This window comes from Paraburkholderia edwinii (genome assembly GCF_019428685.1).
Lineage (GTDB): Bacteria > Pseudomonadota > Gammaproteobacteria > Burkholderiales > Burkholderiaceae > Paraburkholderia > Paraburkholderia edwinii.
In genome coordinates, this window is record NZ_CP080095.1 from 3482475 (window position 1) to 3501308 (window position 18834).

Annotated in this window: 12 protein-coding genes; 6 read left to right on the forward strand and 6 right to left on the reverse strand. The window is 65.7% G+C overall.

Annotated features, from left to right (window positions below):
- The first annotated feature begins 268 nt into the window (after positions 1-268).
- The 3 genes from KZJ38_RS15370 to KZJ38_RS15380 all read left to right on the forward strand — a co-directional run bounded on the left by KZJ38_RS15370 (position 269) and on the right by KZJ38_RS15380 (position 4032).
- The gene (locus KZJ38_RS15370; protein WP_219796906.1) at positions 269-1708 is read left to right on the forward strand and encodes an aldehyde dehydrogenase family protein; all 1440 of its coding nucleotides are present in this window, start codon (positions 269-271) and stop codon (positions 1706-1708) included.
- Positions 1709-1852: 144 nt separating this feature from the next.
- Positions 1853-2611, forward strand: a complete 759-nt coding sequence (locus tag KZJ38_RS15375; RefSeq protein ID WP_219796908.1) for an SDR family oxidoreductase — start codon at positions 1853-1855, stop codon at positions 2609-2611.
- 101 nt (positions 2612-2712) lie between these two features.
- Positions 2713-4032: an MFS transporter gene (locus tag KZJ38_RS15380; protein ID WP_219796910.1), complete on the forward strand. Its 1320-nt coding sequence runs from the start codon at positions 2713-2715 to the stop codon at positions 4030-4032.
- A 128-nt stretch (positions 4033-4160) separates the two neighbouring features.
- On the opposite strand, the gene KZJ38_RS15385 is transcribed toward KZJ38_RS15380, so the two are convergent.
- From KZJ38_RS15385 to hemC, 3 genes are read right to left on the reverse strand one after another with little or no spacing between them, the layout of a single operon-like run.
- Positions 4161-5351, reverse strand: coding sequence for a heme biosynthesis protein HemY (locus KZJ38_RS15385; protein WP_219796911.1), 1191 nt, complete (start codon positions 5349-5351; stop codon positions 4161-4163).
- A gap of 2 nt (positions 5352-5353) precedes the next feature.
- Positions 5354-7456: a fused uroporphyrinogen-III synthase HemD/membrane protein HemX gene (gene hemDX / locus KZJ38_RS15390; RefSeq protein WP_219796913.1), complete on the reverse strand. Its 2103-nt coding sequence runs from the start codon at positions 7454-7456 to the stop codon at positions 5354-5356.
- Complete coding sequence (gene hemC / locus KZJ38_RS15395) at positions 7456-8439, reverse strand: hydroxymethylbilane synthase (RefSeq protein ID WP_219796915.1); 984 nt, start codon at positions 8437-8439, stop codon at positions 7456-7458. Before hemC ends, hemDX begins: the two co-directional genes overlap by 1 nt.
- A 402-nt stretch (positions 8440-8841) precedes the next feature.
- Between hemC and ppc the strand changes: the two genes are divergently transcribed.
- On the forward strand, positions 8842-12153 hold the full coding sequence (gene ppc, locus KZJ38_RS15400) for a phosphoenolpyruvate carboxylase (RefSeq protein WP_219796917.1): 3312 nt from the start codon (positions 8842-8844) through the stop codon (positions 12151-12153).
- Between the two features lie 68 nt (positions 12154-12221).
- Here the strand turns inward: ppc and KZJ38_RS15405 are convergent, their stop codons facing one another.
- The gene (locus KZJ38_RS15405; protein WP_219796919.1) at positions 12222-12974 is read right to left on the reverse strand and encodes a class I SAM-dependent methyltransferase; all 753 of its coding nucleotides are present in this window, start codon (positions 12972-12974) and stop codon (positions 12222-12224) included.
- Positions 12975-13187: 213 nt separating this feature from the next.
- Here KZJ38_RS15405 and KZJ38_RS15410 point away from each other — a divergent pair, with 213 nt between their 5' ends.
- On the forward strand, positions 13188-14024 hold the full coding sequence (locus tag KZJ38_RS15410; RefSeq protein WP_219796921.1) for a helix-turn-helix transcriptional regulator: 837 nt from the start codon (positions 13188-13190) through the stop codon (positions 14022-14024).
- Positions 14025-14246: 222 nt separating this feature from the next.
- Positions 14247-15653, forward strand: coding sequence for an argininosuccinate lyase (gene argH, locus KZJ38_RS15415; RefSeq protein WP_219796923.1), 1407 nt, complete (start codon positions 14247-14249; stop codon positions 15651-15653).
- 45 nt (positions 15654-15698) lie between these two features.
- On the opposite strand, the gene KZJ38_RS15420 is transcribed toward argH, so the two are convergent.
- Positions 15699-16385: a lysozyme inhibitor LprI family protein gene (locus KZJ38_RS15420; protein ID WP_425518361.1), complete on the reverse strand. Its 687-nt coding sequence runs from the start codon at positions 16383-16385 to the stop codon at positions 15699-15701.
- Between the two features lie 131 nt (positions 16386-16516).
- Entirely contained in the window at positions 16517-18805 is a 2289-nt protein-coding gene (locus tag KZJ38_RS15425; protein ID WP_219796926.1) for an arginine/lysine/ornithine decarboxylase, read from the reverse strand.
- Positions 18806-18834 lie beyond the last annotated feature (29 nt).

The following is an 18834-nucleotide window of genomic DNA, read 5'->3' on the forward strand; positions in this document are numbered from 1 at the left end:
AATCGACGTATCGTCTGGCCGCGGCGCGGGCTTTTTGCGTGTTCGTGCGTTTGCAGCGCGTTTGCATCGTGTTTGTACTGCTATTGCGCTTGAACCGCACTTGTATCGCGCTTGTATCGCGCTTGTATCGCATTCGTACGGCATTCACACCGCATTCGCCCCGCTCTGCGCATCCCGCACCGGCCAGTCGCTTCGAGCGCCCCGCACGGGACATGTTTTCAGGAACGTCGCCGGGCCTCCAATCATCCCTTTCGAACAAGGAGCATGCATGGAAGAAGCGAAACACTTCATCGGCAACGAATGGACCGCGGCGGCGGGCGGCGACTCGATCGCCGTGATCGACCCGTCCGACGGCCAGCCGTTTGCGCGTCTCGCGCGCGGCAACGCAGCCGATATCGACGTGGCTGTCACGGCCGCGCGGCGCGCCTTCGACGGCGCATGGGGCGCGCTGAGCGCCGCCGAGCGCGGGCGCCTGCTCTATCGGCTCGCGATGCTGGTCGGCACCTGCCACGAGGAGCTCGCGCAGCTCGAAGCGCGCGACACCGGCAAGCCGTTGCGCCAGGCGCGCGCGGACGCGGCGGCGCTCGCCCGCTACTTCGAGTTCTATGCGGGTGCCGCCGACAAGCTGCACGGCGAGACGCTGCCGTATCAGGCCGGCTACACGGTGTTCACGATCCGCGAGCCGCACGGCGTGACCGGCCATATCGTGCCGTGGAACTACCCGATGCAGATCTTCGGCCGCAGCGCGGGCGCGGCGCTCGCCGCGGGCAACGCTTGCGTCGTGAAGCCCGCGGAAGACGCGTGCCTGTCGGTGCTGCGCGTCGCCGAACTCGCCGCCGAGGCGGGCCTGCCGGCCGGCGCGCTCAATATCGTGACCGGCTACGGCCATGAAGCGGGGGCGGCGCTCGCGAAACATCCGGGCGTCGACCATATCTCGTTCACCGGGTCGCCGGAAACCGGCAAGCTCGTCACGCAGATGGCCGCCGAGAACCATGTGCCGGTCACGCTCGAGCTCGGCGGCAAATCGCCGCAAATCGTGTTCGCCGACGCGGACTTCGACGCCGCGCTGCCGGTGCTCGTGTCCGCGATCGTGCAGAACGCCGGGCAGACGTGCTCGGCGGGCAGCCGCGTGCTGATCGAGCGGTCAGCCTACGAGCCGTTGGTCGACCGGCTCGCGACTGCATTCAACGCGCTGCGCGTCGGGCCGTCGCATGCGGATCTCGACTGCGGGCCGTTGATCAGCGCGAAGCAGCAACAGCGCGTGTGGGACTTTCTGTCCGACGCGCAGCACGACAGCATTGCGATGGCCGCGCAAGGCCATGTGATCGCCGAAGCGCCGGAAAGCGGCTTCTATCAGGCGCCGACGCTGTTGCGCGATGTGCCGCCGCAGCATCGGCTCGCGCGCGAGGAGGTGTTCGGTCCGGTGCTCGCGGCGCTGCCGTTCGCCGATGAAGACGAAGCGCTGGCGCTTGCGAACGGCACGCCGTACGGGCTCGTCGCCGGCATCTGGACGCGCGACGGCGCGCGGCAATTGCGCGTTGCGCGGCGCGTGCGCTCGGGGCAGGTGTTTATCAACAACTATGGCGCGGGCGGCGGCGTCGAGTTGCCGTTCGGCGGCGTCAAGCATTCGGGGCATGGCCGGGAGAAAGGCTTCGAGGCGCTTTACGGATTCACGGTGCTGAAGACCGTGGCGATACGGCACGGCTGAGGTACGGCTGAGGTACGGCCGGGCACGAGCAGCACAGTGCAGCGGGCGCGTGCGCCCGCGCGAAACACGCGCGAAACACGCGCGAAACACGCGCAAAACACAAGCAGCACGCTGTGAAGCACAACCAACAACATTGGAGACATCATGCGACTGACAGGCAAAACCGCCCTCGTCACGGGCGGCGGCTCGGGCTTCGGCGAAGGCATTGCAAAGACGTATGCGCGTGAAGGCGCGAACGTCGTCGTCAACGATATCAACGGCGCCGCGGCCGAGCGCGTCGCAAGCGAAATCGCGCTCGCGGGTGGCAAGGCGATCGCGGTCACGGGCGACATCACGCGCGCCGAGGACTGGCAGCAGTTGCGCCGCGCCGCGCTCGAAGACTTCGGCAGCGTCGAGATCGTCGTGAACAACGCGGGCACCACGCATCGCAACAAGCCCGTGCTCGACGTCAGCGAAGCCGAGTTCGACCGCGTCTACGCGGTCAACGTCAAAGGCATCTACTGGAGCGTGCGCGAGTTCGTGCCGTATTTCCGCGAACGCGGCGGCGGCGTGTTCGTCAATATCGCGTCGACCGCGGGCGTACGACCGCGGCCCGGGCTCGTCTGGTACAACGGCAGCAAGGGCGCGGTGATCGTCGCGAGCAAGTCGCTGGCGGTCGAACTCGGGGCGGACCGCATCCGCGTGAATTGCGTGAACCCGGTGATCGGCGAAACCGCGCTGTTGCCCGAATTCATGGGCATGGAAGACACGCCGGAAAACCGCCGCAAGTTTCTCGCGACGATTCCGCTTGGCCGCTTTTCGACACCGCAGGACATTGCCAACGCGTGCGTGTTTCTGGCCTCGGACGACGCTGCGTTCGTCACCGGCGTGTGTCTCGAAGTGGACGGCGGGCGCTGCGTGTAGACGCGGGTTTTCCCCGAACTTTCAAACGCCTTAAAGCGCCCGAAGCGGGACTAGAATCGCCATCGGCGGCACTTCCTTTCGGAAAGAACGAGGAGACACCGATGGCCAGTCCAGCGAATCCGCTTCATCCGTCCGGCGCGGGGATGCCGCCCTCCACTTTCGAAGAAGCGACCTACCGCAAGGTGGCGTGGCGTCTCACGCCGCTCCTGATGCTCTGCTATGTGGTCGCCTACCTCGACCGCGTGAACGTCGGCTTCGCAAAGCTGCAGATGCAGGCCGATCTCAGTCTGAGCGACGCCGTTTATGGCTTCGGCGCGGGCATCTTCTTTCTCGGCTATTTCATCTTCGAAATTCCGAGCAACATGATTCTTCACCGCGTCGGCGCGCGCGTCTGGATCGCGCGGATCATGGTGTCCTGGGGCATCATCTCGGCGCTCACGATGTTCGTCACCACGCCGACCATGTTTTACGTGATGCGCTTTCTGCTCGGCCTCGCCGAAGCAGGCTTTTTCCCCGGCATCATTCTCTATCTGACCTACTGGTATCCCGCGCACCGGCGCGGCCGGATGACGACGTGGTTCATGACCGCGATCGCGTTATCGGGCGTGGTCGGCGGCCCGATCTCGGGCTTTATCCTGAAGGCGTGCGACGGACTGAACGGCTGGCACGGCTGGCAGTGGCTGTTCCTGCTCGAAGGGCTGCCGTCGATCGTCGTCGGTATCGTCGTGTTTATCGTGCTCGACGACCGCATCGGCAAAGCGCAATGGCTGACCGCCGAAGAACGTCAACTGCTCGAACGCAATATCGCCGCTGAAGACGCGACCAAAGAAGACCCGTCGATCGGCACCGTGCTCGCGAGTCCGCGTGTCTGGCTGATGAGCGCCATCTATTTTTCGTTCGTGATGGGCCTCTATGGCGTGAGCTTCTGGCTGCCGACGATCATCAAGGCGACCGGCGTCAGCGACGCATTCACCATCGGTCTGCTGTCGGCCATTCCGTTCGCCGCGGCGGTCGTCGCGATGGTGCTCGTGTCGCGCAGCGCGGACCGCACGCGCGAGCGGCGCTGGCACGTCGCGATTCCGGCGTTCGCGGGCGCGCTCGGGCTCGTGCTGTCGGTGCTCTGGGCCCACAGCACGCTGCTCGCGATGATCTCGCTGACGCTTGCGACGATGGGCATTCTAACCACGCTACCGCTGTTCTGGAGTCTGCCGACCGCATTTCTGGCCGGCGCCGGCGCGGCGGCCGGTATCGCGATGATCAACTCGATCGGCAATCTCGCCGGCTTTCTCGGCCCCTATGCGGTGGGCTGGCTCAAAGAGGCGACCGCCTCGAATGCGACGGGCATGTATCTGCTTGCGGCGTTCATGGTGCTCGGCGGACTGCTGGCGGTGGGTGTGCCGAAGCGGCTGGTGAACCGATAACAAAAACCCGGTGACCGTAGCGACGGACCACCGGGTTTTGTTCGCTCAACTCAGAACATACAAGCAGCGATACTCGCAAGCAGCAATGCAGGCGGCAAGCGCGCCGCGCCGTCCCGCTCAGGTTACATTCAGGTCACGTTCATCGCCAGCGCACTCTCGCGATAGTGCTCGCTGGCCTTCGCCGAATCGCCAAGCTGTTCATGCAGTCGCGCAAGCGCGCGATGCGAACGGATCTTCAAGGTCTCGTTGTCGGCCATCTTCAGCGCCGACTCCAGGAACGACTGCGCCTTGCCCCATAGTTGCTGATGCAGACACAACCGGCCCAGCGTGAACAGCAGATCGGCATCGTCGGGGCGTTCCTTCTGCCATCCTTCGGCCTTCTGAATGAGCGGCAGCGCGTCGCCGCCCGCGGTGTCCGGATAGCGGCGCAATAGCCGCGCGTCCCAGTTCTGCGCGAGCGCTTCCTCGACGATCTTGCGCGCGTCCTGCGGACGGTTCAGCGCGACCAGCAGTTCGGCGGCGAGATCGGCGAGGCGCGGCGAATGCCGTTCCGTAGGCGACAGCGAGTTCCACAGCTCGAGCAGCGCATCGCCGTTGTGACGACGGTCGCGCAGCAGATTCTCGGCCGCAAGCTGCCGCAGCCGCACGGCAACAGCCGGGTGAATCGCCTCGCGCTTCTCGAGCGTCTTCACGAGCTTCAGCACTTCGCCCCAGTTCTTCAGCTGCTGCTGCGCGCGCAGCGCGATCTGCTGCGCGTGAATGCGCCGCCCGCCCTGCGACTGCATTTCGAGCAGCGCGGCCAGCGCACCGTCCGCATCGCGGCCATCGGCGCGCATATCGGCGGTCGCCATCAGACGCGCGTCCTGCCAGTCGGGCGAATCGATCTTCGCGAGCCATTCGTCGCGGCGCGCGTACTCGTGCATGCGATGTGCGGCATTGGCGGCGATCAGGCCGGCCGCGCCGCGGTTCGCGTCATGCGCGAGCGAATCGCGCGCCGCCTTCTCCGCGCGCGAAAAACGCCCCGCATACAGATTGCCGATCGCATCGCGCAGCGCCGTATGCGCCTTCGCGATGCGCGTGCGCGCGCGATACGCGGCTACGCGCTGCGGCATGCGCCAGATATTGCGGACGATGCGCGTCGCCGCATACAGCACGATAAACACGACCACCAATGCGACGACGAACAGATTCAGCGAGATATCGACGCGGTACGGCGGATAGACGATCAGCACCTGCCCCGTATCGAAACGCCCCGCCAGCGCGAGCACGACCGCGATCACGAACAGGAAAGCGAGCCACAGGAGTCCTCGAAGCGCCATCGTCAACTCCGGCTACGGTATTGATGAACGGCTTGCAGGCTCGTGTCGAGATTCGGCACCTGGACTGCGCCTGCCGCATCGTCGACGTCCTTCACGAGGCCGCGCACGGTCTGCGTGTTCTTCGACGACGCATCGAAGTAATGCGCGAGCGTCGCGTCGGCCGCTTGCAGGTCCGAACGCAGCGTCGTCTCGTTGCGCGCGAGCAGTGCGAGGCGCGCGGACAGCAGGCGCAGCTTCAGGTTCTCGCGCAGGAAGTAGCCCTGGTCCGGCGCGACCATCAGCGCGTCGGCATTGTCGATGCGGCGCACCTGCACGAGGCTCGCCAGTTGCTGACCGATGCCGGACACGAAGCCCTGCCACCACACTTTCCAGCGCGGCTCGCCGGTCGCCGCGGCGATCTTGCCGGTGTCGCCAGGCGCGGACGCGTGCGGCGTCGCATGCGCGATCGGCGCTTCGCCGGCGAGCGGCAGGCTGTCGACCATTTCGATCGCGTTATCGAGCTTGATCGCCAGGCCCGTCAGATCGGTGGACGGCGCGGCCTTCAGCTTGTCGATGTCCTGACCGATCGCCTTGCGCACCGCGAGCGCCTGCGGGTTGTCCGATGCGGCGAGGCGCGTATCGGCGCTTTGCAGCGCGAACAGCGCGAGCTGCGTATTGCCCGTTAGCTGCAGCTGCTCGCTCGCGCTCGACAGCATCTGGCCGACTTCGGCCATGGTCCAGTCGTCGCGATTGCGCGCGAGATCGGCGTATTGCTGCTGCAGCGCCTGCTGAGCGTTCTGCGCATCGGCGAGCTTGCCTTCGAGCTGCGACATCTGCGTATCGACGCCGCGCACCGTGGCGAGCGCCTGCTCGGTCTTCACGCGCAGTTCGGAGGTTTGTGCATCGTTGACCTGCTGGCGCTTCGTCAACTCCTGATCGAGGCGGATCAGCTTGCGGTTCAGCGTGATGCCGCCCGCGGCCGCCGCCAGCACCACGACGATGATGACGAACCACAGCAGCCCGGTGCCGCGGCCACGGCGCGGCGGTTGCGCCTCGTACGGTGTAAACGGCTGGTTCGGCGGCAGAGGCCTCGCGGCCGCCGGCGGCGAGGAAGGGTTCGTGGATGCGGTCGAATCAGTCATGCGTGCTTGAGCCGGGTTGGTCTGAACCGGTTGAACTTCGGGAAGCGCGACGGCGGACAGCAACGCGCGGGCGATACGTTCGTCGCCTGCGCCCGACACCGTAATGCTATCAAAACCCAATGCCCGCGCGGTTTCGGCAATGCGCGGATGGGGCGCGACGAACGGCGCGCGCTTCAGTTGAACGATTTCGTCGGCGGTCAGATGATCGCGCGCGAGCTCGCCCAGGTTGCGCACGCCTTCGGAACTCGTGACGAGCCATACATGCGGCTCACCTGCGAGCAAGGCGTGAATGCGTTCCCATGTGCGTACCGACGGCTCCGGCACGATGCGCCGGTACGCCGCCACGGCCTCGACTTCAGCGCCCGCTTCGCGCAGGCGGTCCGCGAGCCATTCGCGACCGCCGTCGCCGCGCACGATCAGTACTCGCTTGCCCTCGAATGCGTTCGCGCCGAGCGTCGCTTCGAGCGCGGCGTAGAGGCCTTCGGAATCGAAGCGGCCGCCGTCGATGTCGCGGCCGTTGCCGTTGACGTTGCCGTCGGCGCCGGTCTGGCTGCTTTCGTTGTTGCTTTTGCCACCGTCGTGGCTGTTGCTTTTGCCACCGCTTTGGCCGCTTTCATCGGCGCCGTGCGCACCATGCGCGGCCGGGCTGATCACCTGATACGCGGGCGCTTCGACGCCGTGCCGCGCGAGCGCCGCGACGCTGCCCGGCCCGACGACACCGATCGGCAACGCGTGCGGCCAGATCGCGTTGAAGCGTGCGAATGCGCAGTCGATCGCGTTCGGCGAGACAAACACGACGAGCGCGTAATTCGCGAGCGCGGCAAACGCCGCGTCGAGCGGTCCGGCGTCCGCGACAGGCGCGATATCGATCAACGGGAAATCGACCGTTTCGACGCCTTCGGCGGCGAGCCGCGCGGCCAATGCATCGGACTGGCCCGCGGGCCGCGTGAGGACGACGGTTAGACGCCTCGTCGCGCGTTCCATCACGTATCGGACGCGGAACTGTCCGCGCTGCTGAGCGCGCGCACGATCTCGAGCGCGCCCTGGCTCTCGAGTTCGCTCGCGACTTCGCGGCCGAGTTCGATCGCGCGCTCGACAGTCGCGGCAGGTGACGAGCCGTGCGCGTGCAGCACGCGCTGGCCGTCCGGCGTCGCGACGAGCGCGCGCAGGTGCAACGCGCCGTCATGCCACGTCGCATACGCGGCGAGCGGCACCTGGCAGCTGCCGCCGAGCGCGCGCGACACCATGCGCTCCGCTTCGACCGCGGCCGCCGTGTGTTCGTGATGCAGTGGCGCAAGCCACGCCGCGAGCTCGGCGCGGTCGGCACGGATCTCGATGCCGAGCGCGCCCTGACCCGCCGCGGGCAGACTGTCGAGCGGATCGAGCAGCCCACGGATGCGATCCGCGAGGCCGAGGCGCTTCAGGCCCGCTGCCGCGAGAATAATCGCCGCATAGTCGCCGCGGTCGAGCTTCGCAAGACGCGTATCGAGGTTGCCGCGTAACGGCTTGACGATCAGTTCGGGAAAGCGCGCGCGCAGATTGGCCTCGCGCCGCAGGCTCGAGGTGCCGACCACGCTGCCCGGCGGCAGCGCCGACAGCGCGTCGTAGTCGTTCGATACGAATGCGTCGCGCGCGTCCTCGCGCTCGAGGATCGTGCTCAACGCGAAGCCCGGCGGCAATTCCATCGGCACATCTTTAAGCGAATGCACGGCGAGATCGGCGCGGCCGTCGGCCAGCGCGTTTTCGAGCTCCTTGACGAACAGCCCCTTGCCGCCGACCTTCGAGAGCGTGCGATCGAGAATCTGATCGCCGCGTGTAGTGAGCCCGAGAATTTTGACGTCGCAGGATGGATATAATTTGTGCAGCGCACACCGCACATGCTCGGCCTGCCACATCGCCAGGCGGCTTTCACGCGAGGCGATCACGAGCGTGCTGGGTGGAGTCGCTGAGAGCGTCTCGGGATTCATTGCTGAGTCAAAAGTGAATAGCGGGATCGATAAAAAACAATGTTAGCACGCGCTTAAGCGCCGGCCCGCGGTTCTGCCGCGGTCTATTGTCCGGCCGCACAGCCTTGCCCGACAACGCAGACAAGAAAGGAGACAGCGCGCCGCGCATCGCGCAAGGCACGCGTAGCGATCAGGATGAAACAATGGAATCGAGCAATACACGTGCACGGTCGTTCGCGCGTCCCTACGCGGCCTGCGCGATGATGCAATGCGTTGCCGCCGCAGTGAGCGGATGTGGCAACGGATGTGGCAACATCAGGCAGAACCCCGGGCAGCCCCCCATGCAGTACCCGCAGTGGCAGTTCCTCTCTCTCTAGACCGTTATTTAGACCTTTAGACCCTGGCTTTCCGAGGAAACCCATCGTGACGTCTTCCGGATCGGCGCGCGCCGCGCGCCGCAATACTGCATCGCCTGAAAGCGGCATCGAACCCGCCGCTCGCGCCCAGGCGCAATCAACCGCGGCGACTGACGCGGCCCCGGCCGGCAGCAATGCGAATAACAAGGGCAGCGCCAACGGCGCGAACGCCGGCCGCACACAACGCATCACCCAGGCGGCACGCGTCGAGAAAGCGGACAAGGCCGTCAAACCGGTCAAGCCGGTCAAGCCGCCGAAGCTCGCGCAGACCGCGAAGCTGCCCAAGGCCCCCAAGGTCGTCAAAGCAGCCAAAGCCGCCGCCGCGAATAAAAACGTTGCGGACAGCAAGGCGCACAAAGGCAAGCCCGCCAAAGCGGGTGCCAACGGCGCCGCTGGCGCGGCGGCTACCACGCTTGCCGATAAAAGCCGCGCGAAGCCGCGTGCGGTGGCCCGCGCCAACACGCTCGACGGCGCCGCCGCCCTGCTCGCCGCGGCCGCGCCGAAAGACGGCCGCACGCGCGAAGACAAGGACCAGCCGCTTTTCGAAGACATCCGCTATCTGGGCCGCCTGCTCGGCGATGTGGTGCGCGAGCAGGAAGGCGATGCGGTGTTCGACGTCGTCGAGACGATCCGCCAGACGGCGGTGCGCTTTCGGCGCGAGGACGACAGCGTCGCCGCGCAGACGCTCGACAAGAAGCTGCGCGCGCTGAACCCCGCGCAGACCGTCAGCGTCGTGCGCGCATTCAGCTTTTTCTCGCACCTCGCGAATATCGCGGAAGACCGCCATCACAACCGGCGCCGCCGGATTCACGAGCTGGCCGGCTCGTCCGCGCAGCCCGGTACGGTCGCGCATGCGCTCGAGCGGCTCGACAAGGCCGGCGCGGCGCCGACGCCGGTCGTGCAGCAATTCTTCGACGACGCGCTGATCGTGCCGGTACTGACCGCGCACCCGACCGAGGTGCAGCGTAAAAGCATTCTCGATGCGCAACACGACGTCGCGCGCCTGCTTGCCGAACGCGACCAGCCGCTGACCGCGCGCGAGCGTGCGCAAAACGACGCTTTGCTGCGCGCGCGCGTGACGTCGCTGTGGCAAACGCGGATGTTGCGCGACTCGCGCCTGACCGTCGCCGATGAAATCGAGAACGCGCTGTCGTATTACCGCGCGACGTTTCTCGCCGAGATTCCCGCGCTCTATGCGGACATCGAGGCGGCGCTTGCCGAACATGGTCTCGCCTCGCGTCTGCCGCCGTTCTTCCAGATGGGCAGCTGGATCGGCGGCGACCGCGACGGCAATCCGAATGTGACCGCCGAGACGCTCGAACTCGCGATCTCGCGCCAGGCAACCGTGATCTTCGAGCACTACCTCGAAGAAATTCACCAGCTCGGCGCCGAACTCGCCGTGTCGTACCTGCTCGCCGGCAGCAGCGATGCGCTGAAGGCCTTGGCCGATGCATCGCCGGACCGCTCGCCGCATCGCGTCGACGAGCCGTACCGTCGCGCGCTGATCGGCGTCTACGCGCGCATGGCGGCCACCGCGCGCGAGCGGCTTGGCGAAGGCGTCGTCGCGATGCGGCAGGCAAGCCGCGATGCGAAACCGTACGCCGACGCCGACGAATTCGTGCGCGATCTCGACGTGCTGACCGAATCGCTTGCGCAGCATCACGGCGAATCGCTCGCGACGCCGCGGCTCTCGCCGCTCGTGCGGGCGGCCGAAGTGTTCGGCTTCCATCTCGCGTCGATCGACCTGCGCCAAAGCTCCGATGTGCACGAAGCGGTGATCGCGGAACTGCTGCAGCGCGCGGGCGTGGTCGACAACTACGCTGCGCTGCCTGAAGCTGAAAAGCTCGAAGTCCTGCTTGCCGAGCTTGCGCAGCCGCGTCTGTTGCGCTCGCCGTACATCGAGTATTCGGATCTCGTCAAAAGCGAGCTCGGCGTGCTCGAGGAAGCACGCGTGATCCGCCAGAAATTCGGCCTCCGCGCCGTGCGCAACTACATCATTTCGCACACCGAGACGGTCAGCGATCTCGTCGAAGTGATGTTGCTGCAGAAGGAAACCGGCCTGCTGCAGGGTCTGTTCGGCGCCGCGCATGCACCGGCGCGCGCGGGCGTGATGGTCATTCCGCTGTTCGAAACGATCCCCGACTTGCGCAACGCGCCGCACATCATGCGCGACCTGATGGCGCTGCCCGGTATCGAAGCGATCATTGAGCATCAGGGCAACGAGCAGGAAGTCATGCTCGGCTACTCGGACAGCAACAAGGACGGCGGCTTCCTGACGTCGAACTGGGAGCTGTATCGCGCGGAACTCGCGCTCGTGTCGCTTTTCAACGAACGCGGCGTCACGCTGCGGCTTTTCCACGGTCGCGGCGGCACAGTCGGCCGCGGCGGCGGCCCGACCTATCAGGCGATTCTGTCGCAGCCGCCTGGCACCGTCGACGGGCAGATCCGCCTGACCGAACAGGGCGAAGTGATCGCGAGCAAGTTCGGCAATCCGGCGATCGGCCGGCGCAATCTCGAAACCGTGATTGCGGCGACGCTCGAAGCGTCGCTCGCGCCGCACGGCAATGCGCCGGCGCAGCTGCCCGCGCAACTGTCCGTCTTCGAGGAAACGATGCAAAGCCTCTCCGACGCAGCGATGCAGGCGTACCGCGCGCTTGTCTACGAAACGCCGGGCTTTGTCGAGTACTTCTTCGCGTCGACGCCGATCACCGAGATCGCCGAGCTCAATATCGGCAGCCGGCCCGCCTCGCGCAAGCTGCAGGACCCGAAGAACCGCAAGATCGAAGATCTGCGCGCGATTCCATGGGGTTTTTCGTGGGGCCAATGCCGTCTGCTGCTGACGGGCTGGTACGGCTTCGGCAGCGCGGTCGGCGGCTGGCTCGACGCGTCGTCCAACGACAGCGAACGCTCGCGCCGCGTGCAGCTGCTGCGCCAGATGCACAAGACGTGGCCGTTCTTTTCGAACCTGCTGTCGAATATGGACATGGTGCTCGCGAAGACCGACCTCGCGGTCGCCTCGCGCTACGCGCAGCTCGTTGCAGACAAGAAGCTGCGCAAGCTCGTGTTCGAGCGCATCGTCGCGGAGTGGGAGCGCACGTCGGACGTGCTGTCGGAAATCACGGGCAAGAAGGACCGGCTCGCCGATAATCCGCTGCTCGCGCGCTCGATCAAGAACCGCTTCCCGTATCTCGATCCGCTGAACCATCTGCAGGTCGAGTTGCTGAAGCGCCATCGCGCGGGCGACAAGAACACGCGCTTGCGGCGCGGGATTCATCTAACGATTAACGGGATTGCCGCCGGTTTGCGCAATACCGGTTAAGCACGGTTTCTGCGGTTAGTCGTTGCAAGGGCACGCGGTGGCGTCGATGCACCGCGTGCCCTACTTCGTTAATGCGCTTCGATCATCAGCGTATCGAGTTCGAAAGATCCATCCGCCTGCACCGCGAAGTAGTCCCTGACTTCTTCCGGCGCACTCTCCCACAGCGAGCGGATCGCGCTCACGCGCAGCGCCGGCGTGCGCATGCGCGTGACCCATGCGTCGAAGTCGATCGGCAGCCGCCAGCGCTCTTTTACCTTCGCGGTAAAACCGGCCTGCTCGAAAAACGCAAGCCACTCGTCGGCGCGGTAATCGCGGATATGCGAGCCGTCGCGCAATAACTCGACCGCCTGCAAGTGCGAATCGATAAGCGGATGATCGGCGCCCGCGATATCGATAAAAAGCGCGCGGCCGCCCGGCTTCAGCACGCGGCGCGCTTCGGCGAGCGCCAGCGGCACGTCGTGCCAGTGATGCGCGCTGAAGCGGCTCACCACCCAGTCGAACGAGGCGTCGTCGAAGGGCAGGCTTTCCGCGGCGCCCTGCTTTGTGCGGATATTGCCCAGACCGCGATCGATTGCGGCCGTGTCGACGGTGGCGAGCATCGGGCGTGCAAGATCGTAGGCAACCACCGATTCCGCGTGCGGCGCCACCGCAAAGCTCGCGTGCCCCGCGCCGCAGCCCATGTCGAGTACCGAGCCTTTCGGCGCCTTCGCGACGAGCTTCGCGAGCGTCTGCAGATCCTTGCCCGTCGCGTGGACGGTGCTCGTCAGATAGTTAGCGGCGGTCGAGCCGAATGCGTCGGCGACCTGGTCTCGATGTCTCATGGTTGGCTCCTTGGCCCGCGGTTTTTGCGTCGCGGTTGTTGTATGACCCGTTTGTAAGGCGTGCGTAAATTGCCGGACGATTACGTGCAAACCGCCGTCGATCGCGACGTGCGGCCTGCTTATGCATGGCCTGAATCGCTACAATAGAGCGCCGCTTGTACCGGTACAAGGCAAGCAGCTATTCTGGTATCCACACCACCTGCCTCCCCCGCCATGACTTCGCCGTCCGACGACCCGACATACGAACCTGAGCACGACACGCCGCCTCCGCTCGACTCGACGCCCGCCCGCGCGCTCGGCGACTTTATCCGCGCGCATCGTGAACGGCTGTCACCGCTCGCGGTCGGCTTGCCGCCCGGGCCGCGGCGCCGCACGCCCGGGCTGCGCCGCGAGGAAGTCGCACAACTGTGCGGCGTGAGTCCGACCTGGTACACGTGGATCGAGCAAGGCCGCCCGGTATCGGCATCGGCCGATGCGCTCGCGCGCATCGCGGTGGCCCTGCAGTTGTCGCGCGCCGAACGCGCGTATCTGTTCGAGCTCGCCGCGCAGCGCGACCCGGCCGAGCCGGAGACCGCCGGCACCGATGCGCCCGCGATGCTGCTCAAGACCGTGCAGCTCGTGCAATCGCCTGCCTACGTGCTCGACCGTCAATGGAACGCGATCGCATGGAACGCGCCGGCGGCGGACCTGTTCGTCGGCTGGCTCGACGGCGACCACGACCGCAACCTGCTGCGCTATACGTTCCTGTCGTCGGTCGGACACGCGCTGATCGTCGACTGGGAGTCGCGCGCGCAGCGCCTTGCCGCCGAGTTTCGCGCAGACTCGATCCGCCATCTGAACGATGCGCCGACGCGTGCGCTGATCGACGCGCTTGTCGGCGAAAGCGATGCGTTCGCGCACTTCTGGGCGTCGCAGGATGTCGGCGAGCGCGAAGGCGGCCGCCGCGAGTTCGAGCATCCGCGCGACGGGCGCGTCGCCTACGATCAGATCACGTTCAAGCCCGCGCATCGCGAAGACCTGAAGCTTGTCGTGCTCGTACGCGAAGGCTAACGGCCCGGCGGGACACGACGCGCCGACGCGGCTCGCCACGCATAGGGTCGTTGCCGCGCGAGGCAGAATTCTGCTCGCCGAATGCTAAAATCTGCTTTTTCGCCAACGAGCGCGGCGCGACTCTGCTCCACGGGCAGACCGCAAGCAGAATGATCGGGCGCCCACGCGCCCCGCTGTCCGCGCCCTTCCACCCGCATTGATCGCCATTCGCGTCCTCATATCATGACGTCCCAACTGCACAAAAAAGGCGAAGCCTGGTCGGCTCGCTTCTCCGAGCCGATGTCGGAACTCGTCAAGCGCTACACGTCGTCGGTTTTCTTCGACAAGCGTCTCGCGTTCGTCGATATCGAAGGGTCGCTCGCGCACGCATCGATGCTCGCCGCGCAGAACATCATCTCCGCTGACGACCGCGCGTCCATCGAGCGCGGCATGGCGCAGATCAAGGGCGAAATCGAGCGCGGCGAATTCGAATGGCAGCTCGATCTCGAAGACGTGCATCTGAATATCGAGGCGCGCCTCACCGCGCTGATCGGCGATGCGGGCAAGCGTCTGCATACGGGCCGTTCGCGCAACGACCAGGTCGCCACGGACATTCGCCTGTGGCTGCGCGGCGAAATCGACCGCATCGGCGGCCTGCTGAAGGATCTGCGCGGCGCCCTGATCGACCTCGCGGAACAGAACGCGGAGACGATCATGCCGGGCTTCACGCACCTGCAGGTCGCGCAGCCGGTCACGTTCGGGCACCACCTGCTTGCCTACGTCGAAATGTTTTCGCGCGACACCGAGCGCATGCTCGATGCACGCAAGCGCGTCAATCGCCTGCCGCTCGGCGCGGCGGCGCTCGCCGGCACGAGCTATCCGATCGACCGTCACGCGGTGGCAAAAACGCTCGGCTTCGACGGCATCTGCGCGAACTCGCTCGACGCCGTGTCGGACCGCGACTTCGCAATCGAATTCACGGCGGCCGCGGCGCTCGTCATGACGCACGTGTCGCGTTTCTCCGAAGAGCTCGTGCTGTGGATGAGCCCGCGCGTCGGCTTTATCGATCTCGCGGACCGCTTTTGCACGGGCTCGTCGATCATGCCGCAGAAGAAAAATCCCGACGTGCCCGAACTCGCGCGCGGCAAGACCGGCCGCGTGAACGGCCATCTGATGGCGCTGCTCACGCTGATGAAAGGCCAGCCGCTCGCGTACAACAAGGACAATCAGGAAGACAAGGAACCGCTGTTCGACACCGTCGACACGGTAGCGGACACGCTGCGCATCTTCGCGGAAATGGTGGCCGGCATCGCGGTGAAGCCGCAGGCCATGCGCGCCGCCGCGCTGCAGGGCTTCTCGACGGCCACCGACCTCGCCGATTACCTCGTGAAGCGCGGTCTGCCGTTCCGTGACGCGCACGAAGCGGTCGCGCATGCGGTGCGGATCTGTGTCGACCGCAACTGCGATCTCGCCGACCTCACGCTCGATGAAATGAAGCGCGAATTGCCGAACGTCGCGCATCTGATCGGCGACGATGTGTTCGAGTATCTGACGCTCGAGGGTTCGGTGGCGAGCCGCAATCATCCGGGCGGCACGGCGCCGGATCAGGTGCGCGCCGGGGTGCAGGCTGCGCGCGCGGCGTTGAAATAAGAGAGACTGCAGCGATGCCGCGTATTGATCGCGCGGCATCACGCGCTAGTCGTTCCCCGCCGTCTCGGCGAGCTTTTTCAGCGTCGCTACGCGCGCGCCGATCACGTCGATGCGTTGACGCGCATCGCCGAGCGGCGCGGTTGCGTCGCGATACGCAGCCCACGCCTGCTGCGCGCGCCACAACACCGGCCAGGTGCGCTGCGGCATCTTGTTCACGAGGCGCCGGTAGTACTGGTTGACGTCGGCGCTCGCATGCACGCACTGCGCGTCGGCCAGACACGAGCGCAGCGGCGGCGGCGCATCGACTGCGTCCGTCTTCGCCACGACGGCGCGTAGCGCCAGCGCGCGATCGCGCACCGGCTGCAAACGCAGATCGCCTTCCGAAAGCTGATAGCGCGAGCCGTGCGTGGTCGCCGTGACGGCCGCGAGCATCTGAATTTCCGCTTCGCGCCACGCCTTCCAGCGGTCTTCGCTCGCCTGCCAGCGCTTGCGCTGCGCGGCCGGTACTTTCGTCAGCACCTTCTGGAACGACTGGTCGATCGACGCTTGCCAAGCGAGCCGCGCCGTATCCATGCATTGCAATTGCCCGGCCGTCGACGACATGTCGGCGCGCGCGAGGCACGTGCGCATGGCCGCATCGATCGGATCGGCCGCGGCCACTTCGGCGCGCACGGCCGACGGCCATGCCACCACGCCGACGCATACCGCCGCTGCCACCACTGCCGCCGATATCGCGGCCACGCCTACCCGCGCCGACAGGGCAACCCGCGCGCGAACAACCGCGGGCGTCGCTACAGGCAACCGCCGTAATCCCATCCAACCCATCCAATCTGTCAAACCCTTCACCATCCGCCTGGCCGCCGTCAGTTTCCGTTGCGCACGCAATCGACAAAATACTCGACGCGGCCGTTGATCACTTCGCCGACGAGCCCGTGGATATCGGTGTGGAAACCCGGGAAACGCTCGTTGAACTCACGCGCGAACTGCAGATAGCTGACGATCGTGCGGTTAAAGCGCTCGCCCGGAATCAGCAGCGGAATACCGGGCGGATACGGTGTCAGCAGGATCGACGTGACGCGGCCTTCGAGTTCGTCGATCGGCACCCGGTCGATCTCGCGGTGCGCGAGCTTCGCGAACGCGTCGGACGGCTTCATCGCCGGCTCCATGTTCGACAGGTACATCTCGGTGGTCAGACGCGCGATGTCGTTCGCGCGATAGACGCTGTGAATCTGCTCGCAGAGGTCGCGCAGACCGATGCGCTCATACGCCGGATGCTGCGCGACGAACTCGGGCAGCACGCGCCACAGCGGCTGGTTGTTGTCGTAGTCGTCCTTGAACTGCTGCAGTTCGGTGACCATCGAGTTCCAGCGGCCCTTCGTAATGCCGATCGTGAACATGATGAAGAACGAGTACAGCCCCGTCTTCTCGACGATGATGCCATGCTCCGCCAGATACTTCGTGACGATCGCGGCCGGAATGCCGGTTTCGCCGAACTCGCCGTCCACCGTCAGCCCCGGCGTGATGATCGTGGCCTTGATCGGATCGAGCATGTTGAAGTTTTCGGCGAGCGCGCCGAAGCCATGCCAATGATCGTTCGGACGCAGCATCCAGTCTTCGCGCGAGCCGATGCCTTCTTCGGCGAGTTCGTCCGGGCCCCAGACCTTGAAGAACCAGTCGGCGCCGAACTCGTCGTCGACCTTGCGCATCGCGCGGCGGAAGTCGAGCGCCTCGGCAATCGATTCCTCGACGAGCGCCGGACCGCCCGGCGGCTCCATCATCGCCGCCGCGACGTCGCACGACGCAATGATGGCGTACTGCGGGCTCGTCGACGTATGCATCAGATACGCCTCGTTGAAGCGATGGCGGTCGAACGTGCTGTTCTCCGAGTCCTGCACGAGAATCTGCGATGCCTGCGAGATCCCGGCGAGCAGCTTGTGCGTGGAGTGCGTCGCGAACACGAGCGCGCCCGTGCGCGGCCGGCCCGCGCCAATCGCGTGCATGTCCTGATAGAACGCGTGGAACTCGGCGTGCGGCAGCCAGGCTTCGTCGAAATGCAGCGTGTCGAGCAGATCGCCCAACAGGTCTTTGATCATTTCGACGTTGTAGATCACACCGTCGTACGTGCTTTGCGTGATGGTCAGGATGCGCGGCTTGAGGTTCGGGTTCTTCGCCAGCGCCTCGCGTGCGAACGGATTCGCTTCGATCTTCTTGCGGATGTTTTCCGGCTTGAACTCATCGCGCGGAATCGGCCCGATGATGCCGAAATGATTGCGCGTCGGCGTGAGGAACACCGGAATTGCATGCGTCATCGTGATCGCGTGCAGGATCGACTTGTGGCAGTTACGGTCCACCAGCACGATGTCGCCCGGCGCGACCGTCGCGTGCCAGACAATCTTGTTCGACGTCGACGTGCCGTTGGTCACGAAGAACAGATGGTCGGCGCTGAAGATGCGCGCCGCGTTGCGCTCCGATGCCGCAACCGGGCCCGTGTGGTCGAGCAGCTGACCGAGTTCGTCGACGGCATTGCAGACGTCCGCGCGCAGCATGTTCTCGCCGAAGAACTGGTGGAACATCTGGCCGAGCGGGTTCTTCAGGAACGCGACGCCGCCCGAGTGGCCGGGGCAGTGCCACGAATACGAACCTTCTTCGGCGTACTGCACGAGTTCCTTGAAGAACGGCGGCGCGAGCGAATCGAGATACACCTTCGCTTCGCGAATGATGTGGCGCGCAACGAATTCCGGCGTGTCCTCGAACATATGGATGAAGCCATGCAGTTCGCGCAGGATGTCGTTCGGCAGGTGGCGCGAGGTGCGCGTCTCGCCGTACAGGAAGATCGGGATATCCGCGTTGCGGCGCCGCACCGCGGCGACGAATGCGCGCAGGTCGATGATGGCGGGCGCGAGTTCGGGCGCGTCGCTGTCGGTCGCGTTTTCGACGTACGGCAACAGCTCGTCGTCGTCGATCGACAGGATGAAGCACGAGGCGCGGCTCGACTGCTGCGCGAACGAAGTCAGATCGCCATAGCTCGTCAGCCCGAGTACTTCCGCGCCTTCTTTCTCGATCGCTTCGGCAAGCGCCCGGATGCCGGAACCCGAGATGTTCTCGGAGCGGAAATCTTCGTCGATGATGACGACGGGAAAACGAAACTTCATGGGGCGATTCTCCAAAAAGAACGACCGCT

Coding starts and splice junctions, on each gene's coding strand:
- argH (WP_219796923.1), top strand. CDS start 14,247: ATGACGTCCCAACTGCACAAAAAAGGCGAAGCCTGGTCGGCTCGCTTC.
- KZJ38_RS15405 (WP_219796919.1), bottom strand. CDS start 12,974: ATGAGACATCGAGACCAGGTCGCCGACGCATTCGGCTCGACCGCCGCT.
- hemDX (WP_219796913.1), bottom strand. CDS start 7,456: ATGGAACGCGCGACGAGGCGTCTAACCGTCGTCCTCACGCGGCCCGCG.
- KZJ38_RS15425 (WP_219796926.1), bottom strand. CDS start 18,805: ATGAAGTTTCGTTTTCCCGTCGTCATCATCGACGAAGATTTCCGCTCC.
- KZJ38_RS15370 (WP_219796906.1), top strand. CDS start 269: ATGGAAGAAGCGAAACACTTCATCGGCAACGAATGGACCGCGGCGGCG.
- hemC (WP_219796915.1), bottom strand. CDS start 8,439: ATGAATCCCGAGACGCTCTCAGCGACTCCACCCAGCACGCTCGTGATC.
- KZJ38_RS15375 (WP_219796908.1), top strand. CDS start 1,853: ATGCGACTGACAGGCAAAACCGCCCTCGTCACGGGCGGCGGCTCGGGC.
- KZJ38_RS15385 (WP_219796911.1), bottom strand. CDS start 5,351: ATGGCGCTTCGAGGACTCCTGTGGCTCGCTTTCCTGTTCGTGATCGCG.
- KZJ38_RS15380 (WP_219796910.1), top strand. CDS start 2,713: ATGGCCAGTCCAGCGAATCCGCTTCATCCGTCCGGCGCGGGGATGCCG.
- KZJ38_RS15410 (WP_219796921.1), top strand. CDS start 13,188: ATGACTTCGCCGTCCGACGACCCGACATACGAACCTGAGCACGACACG.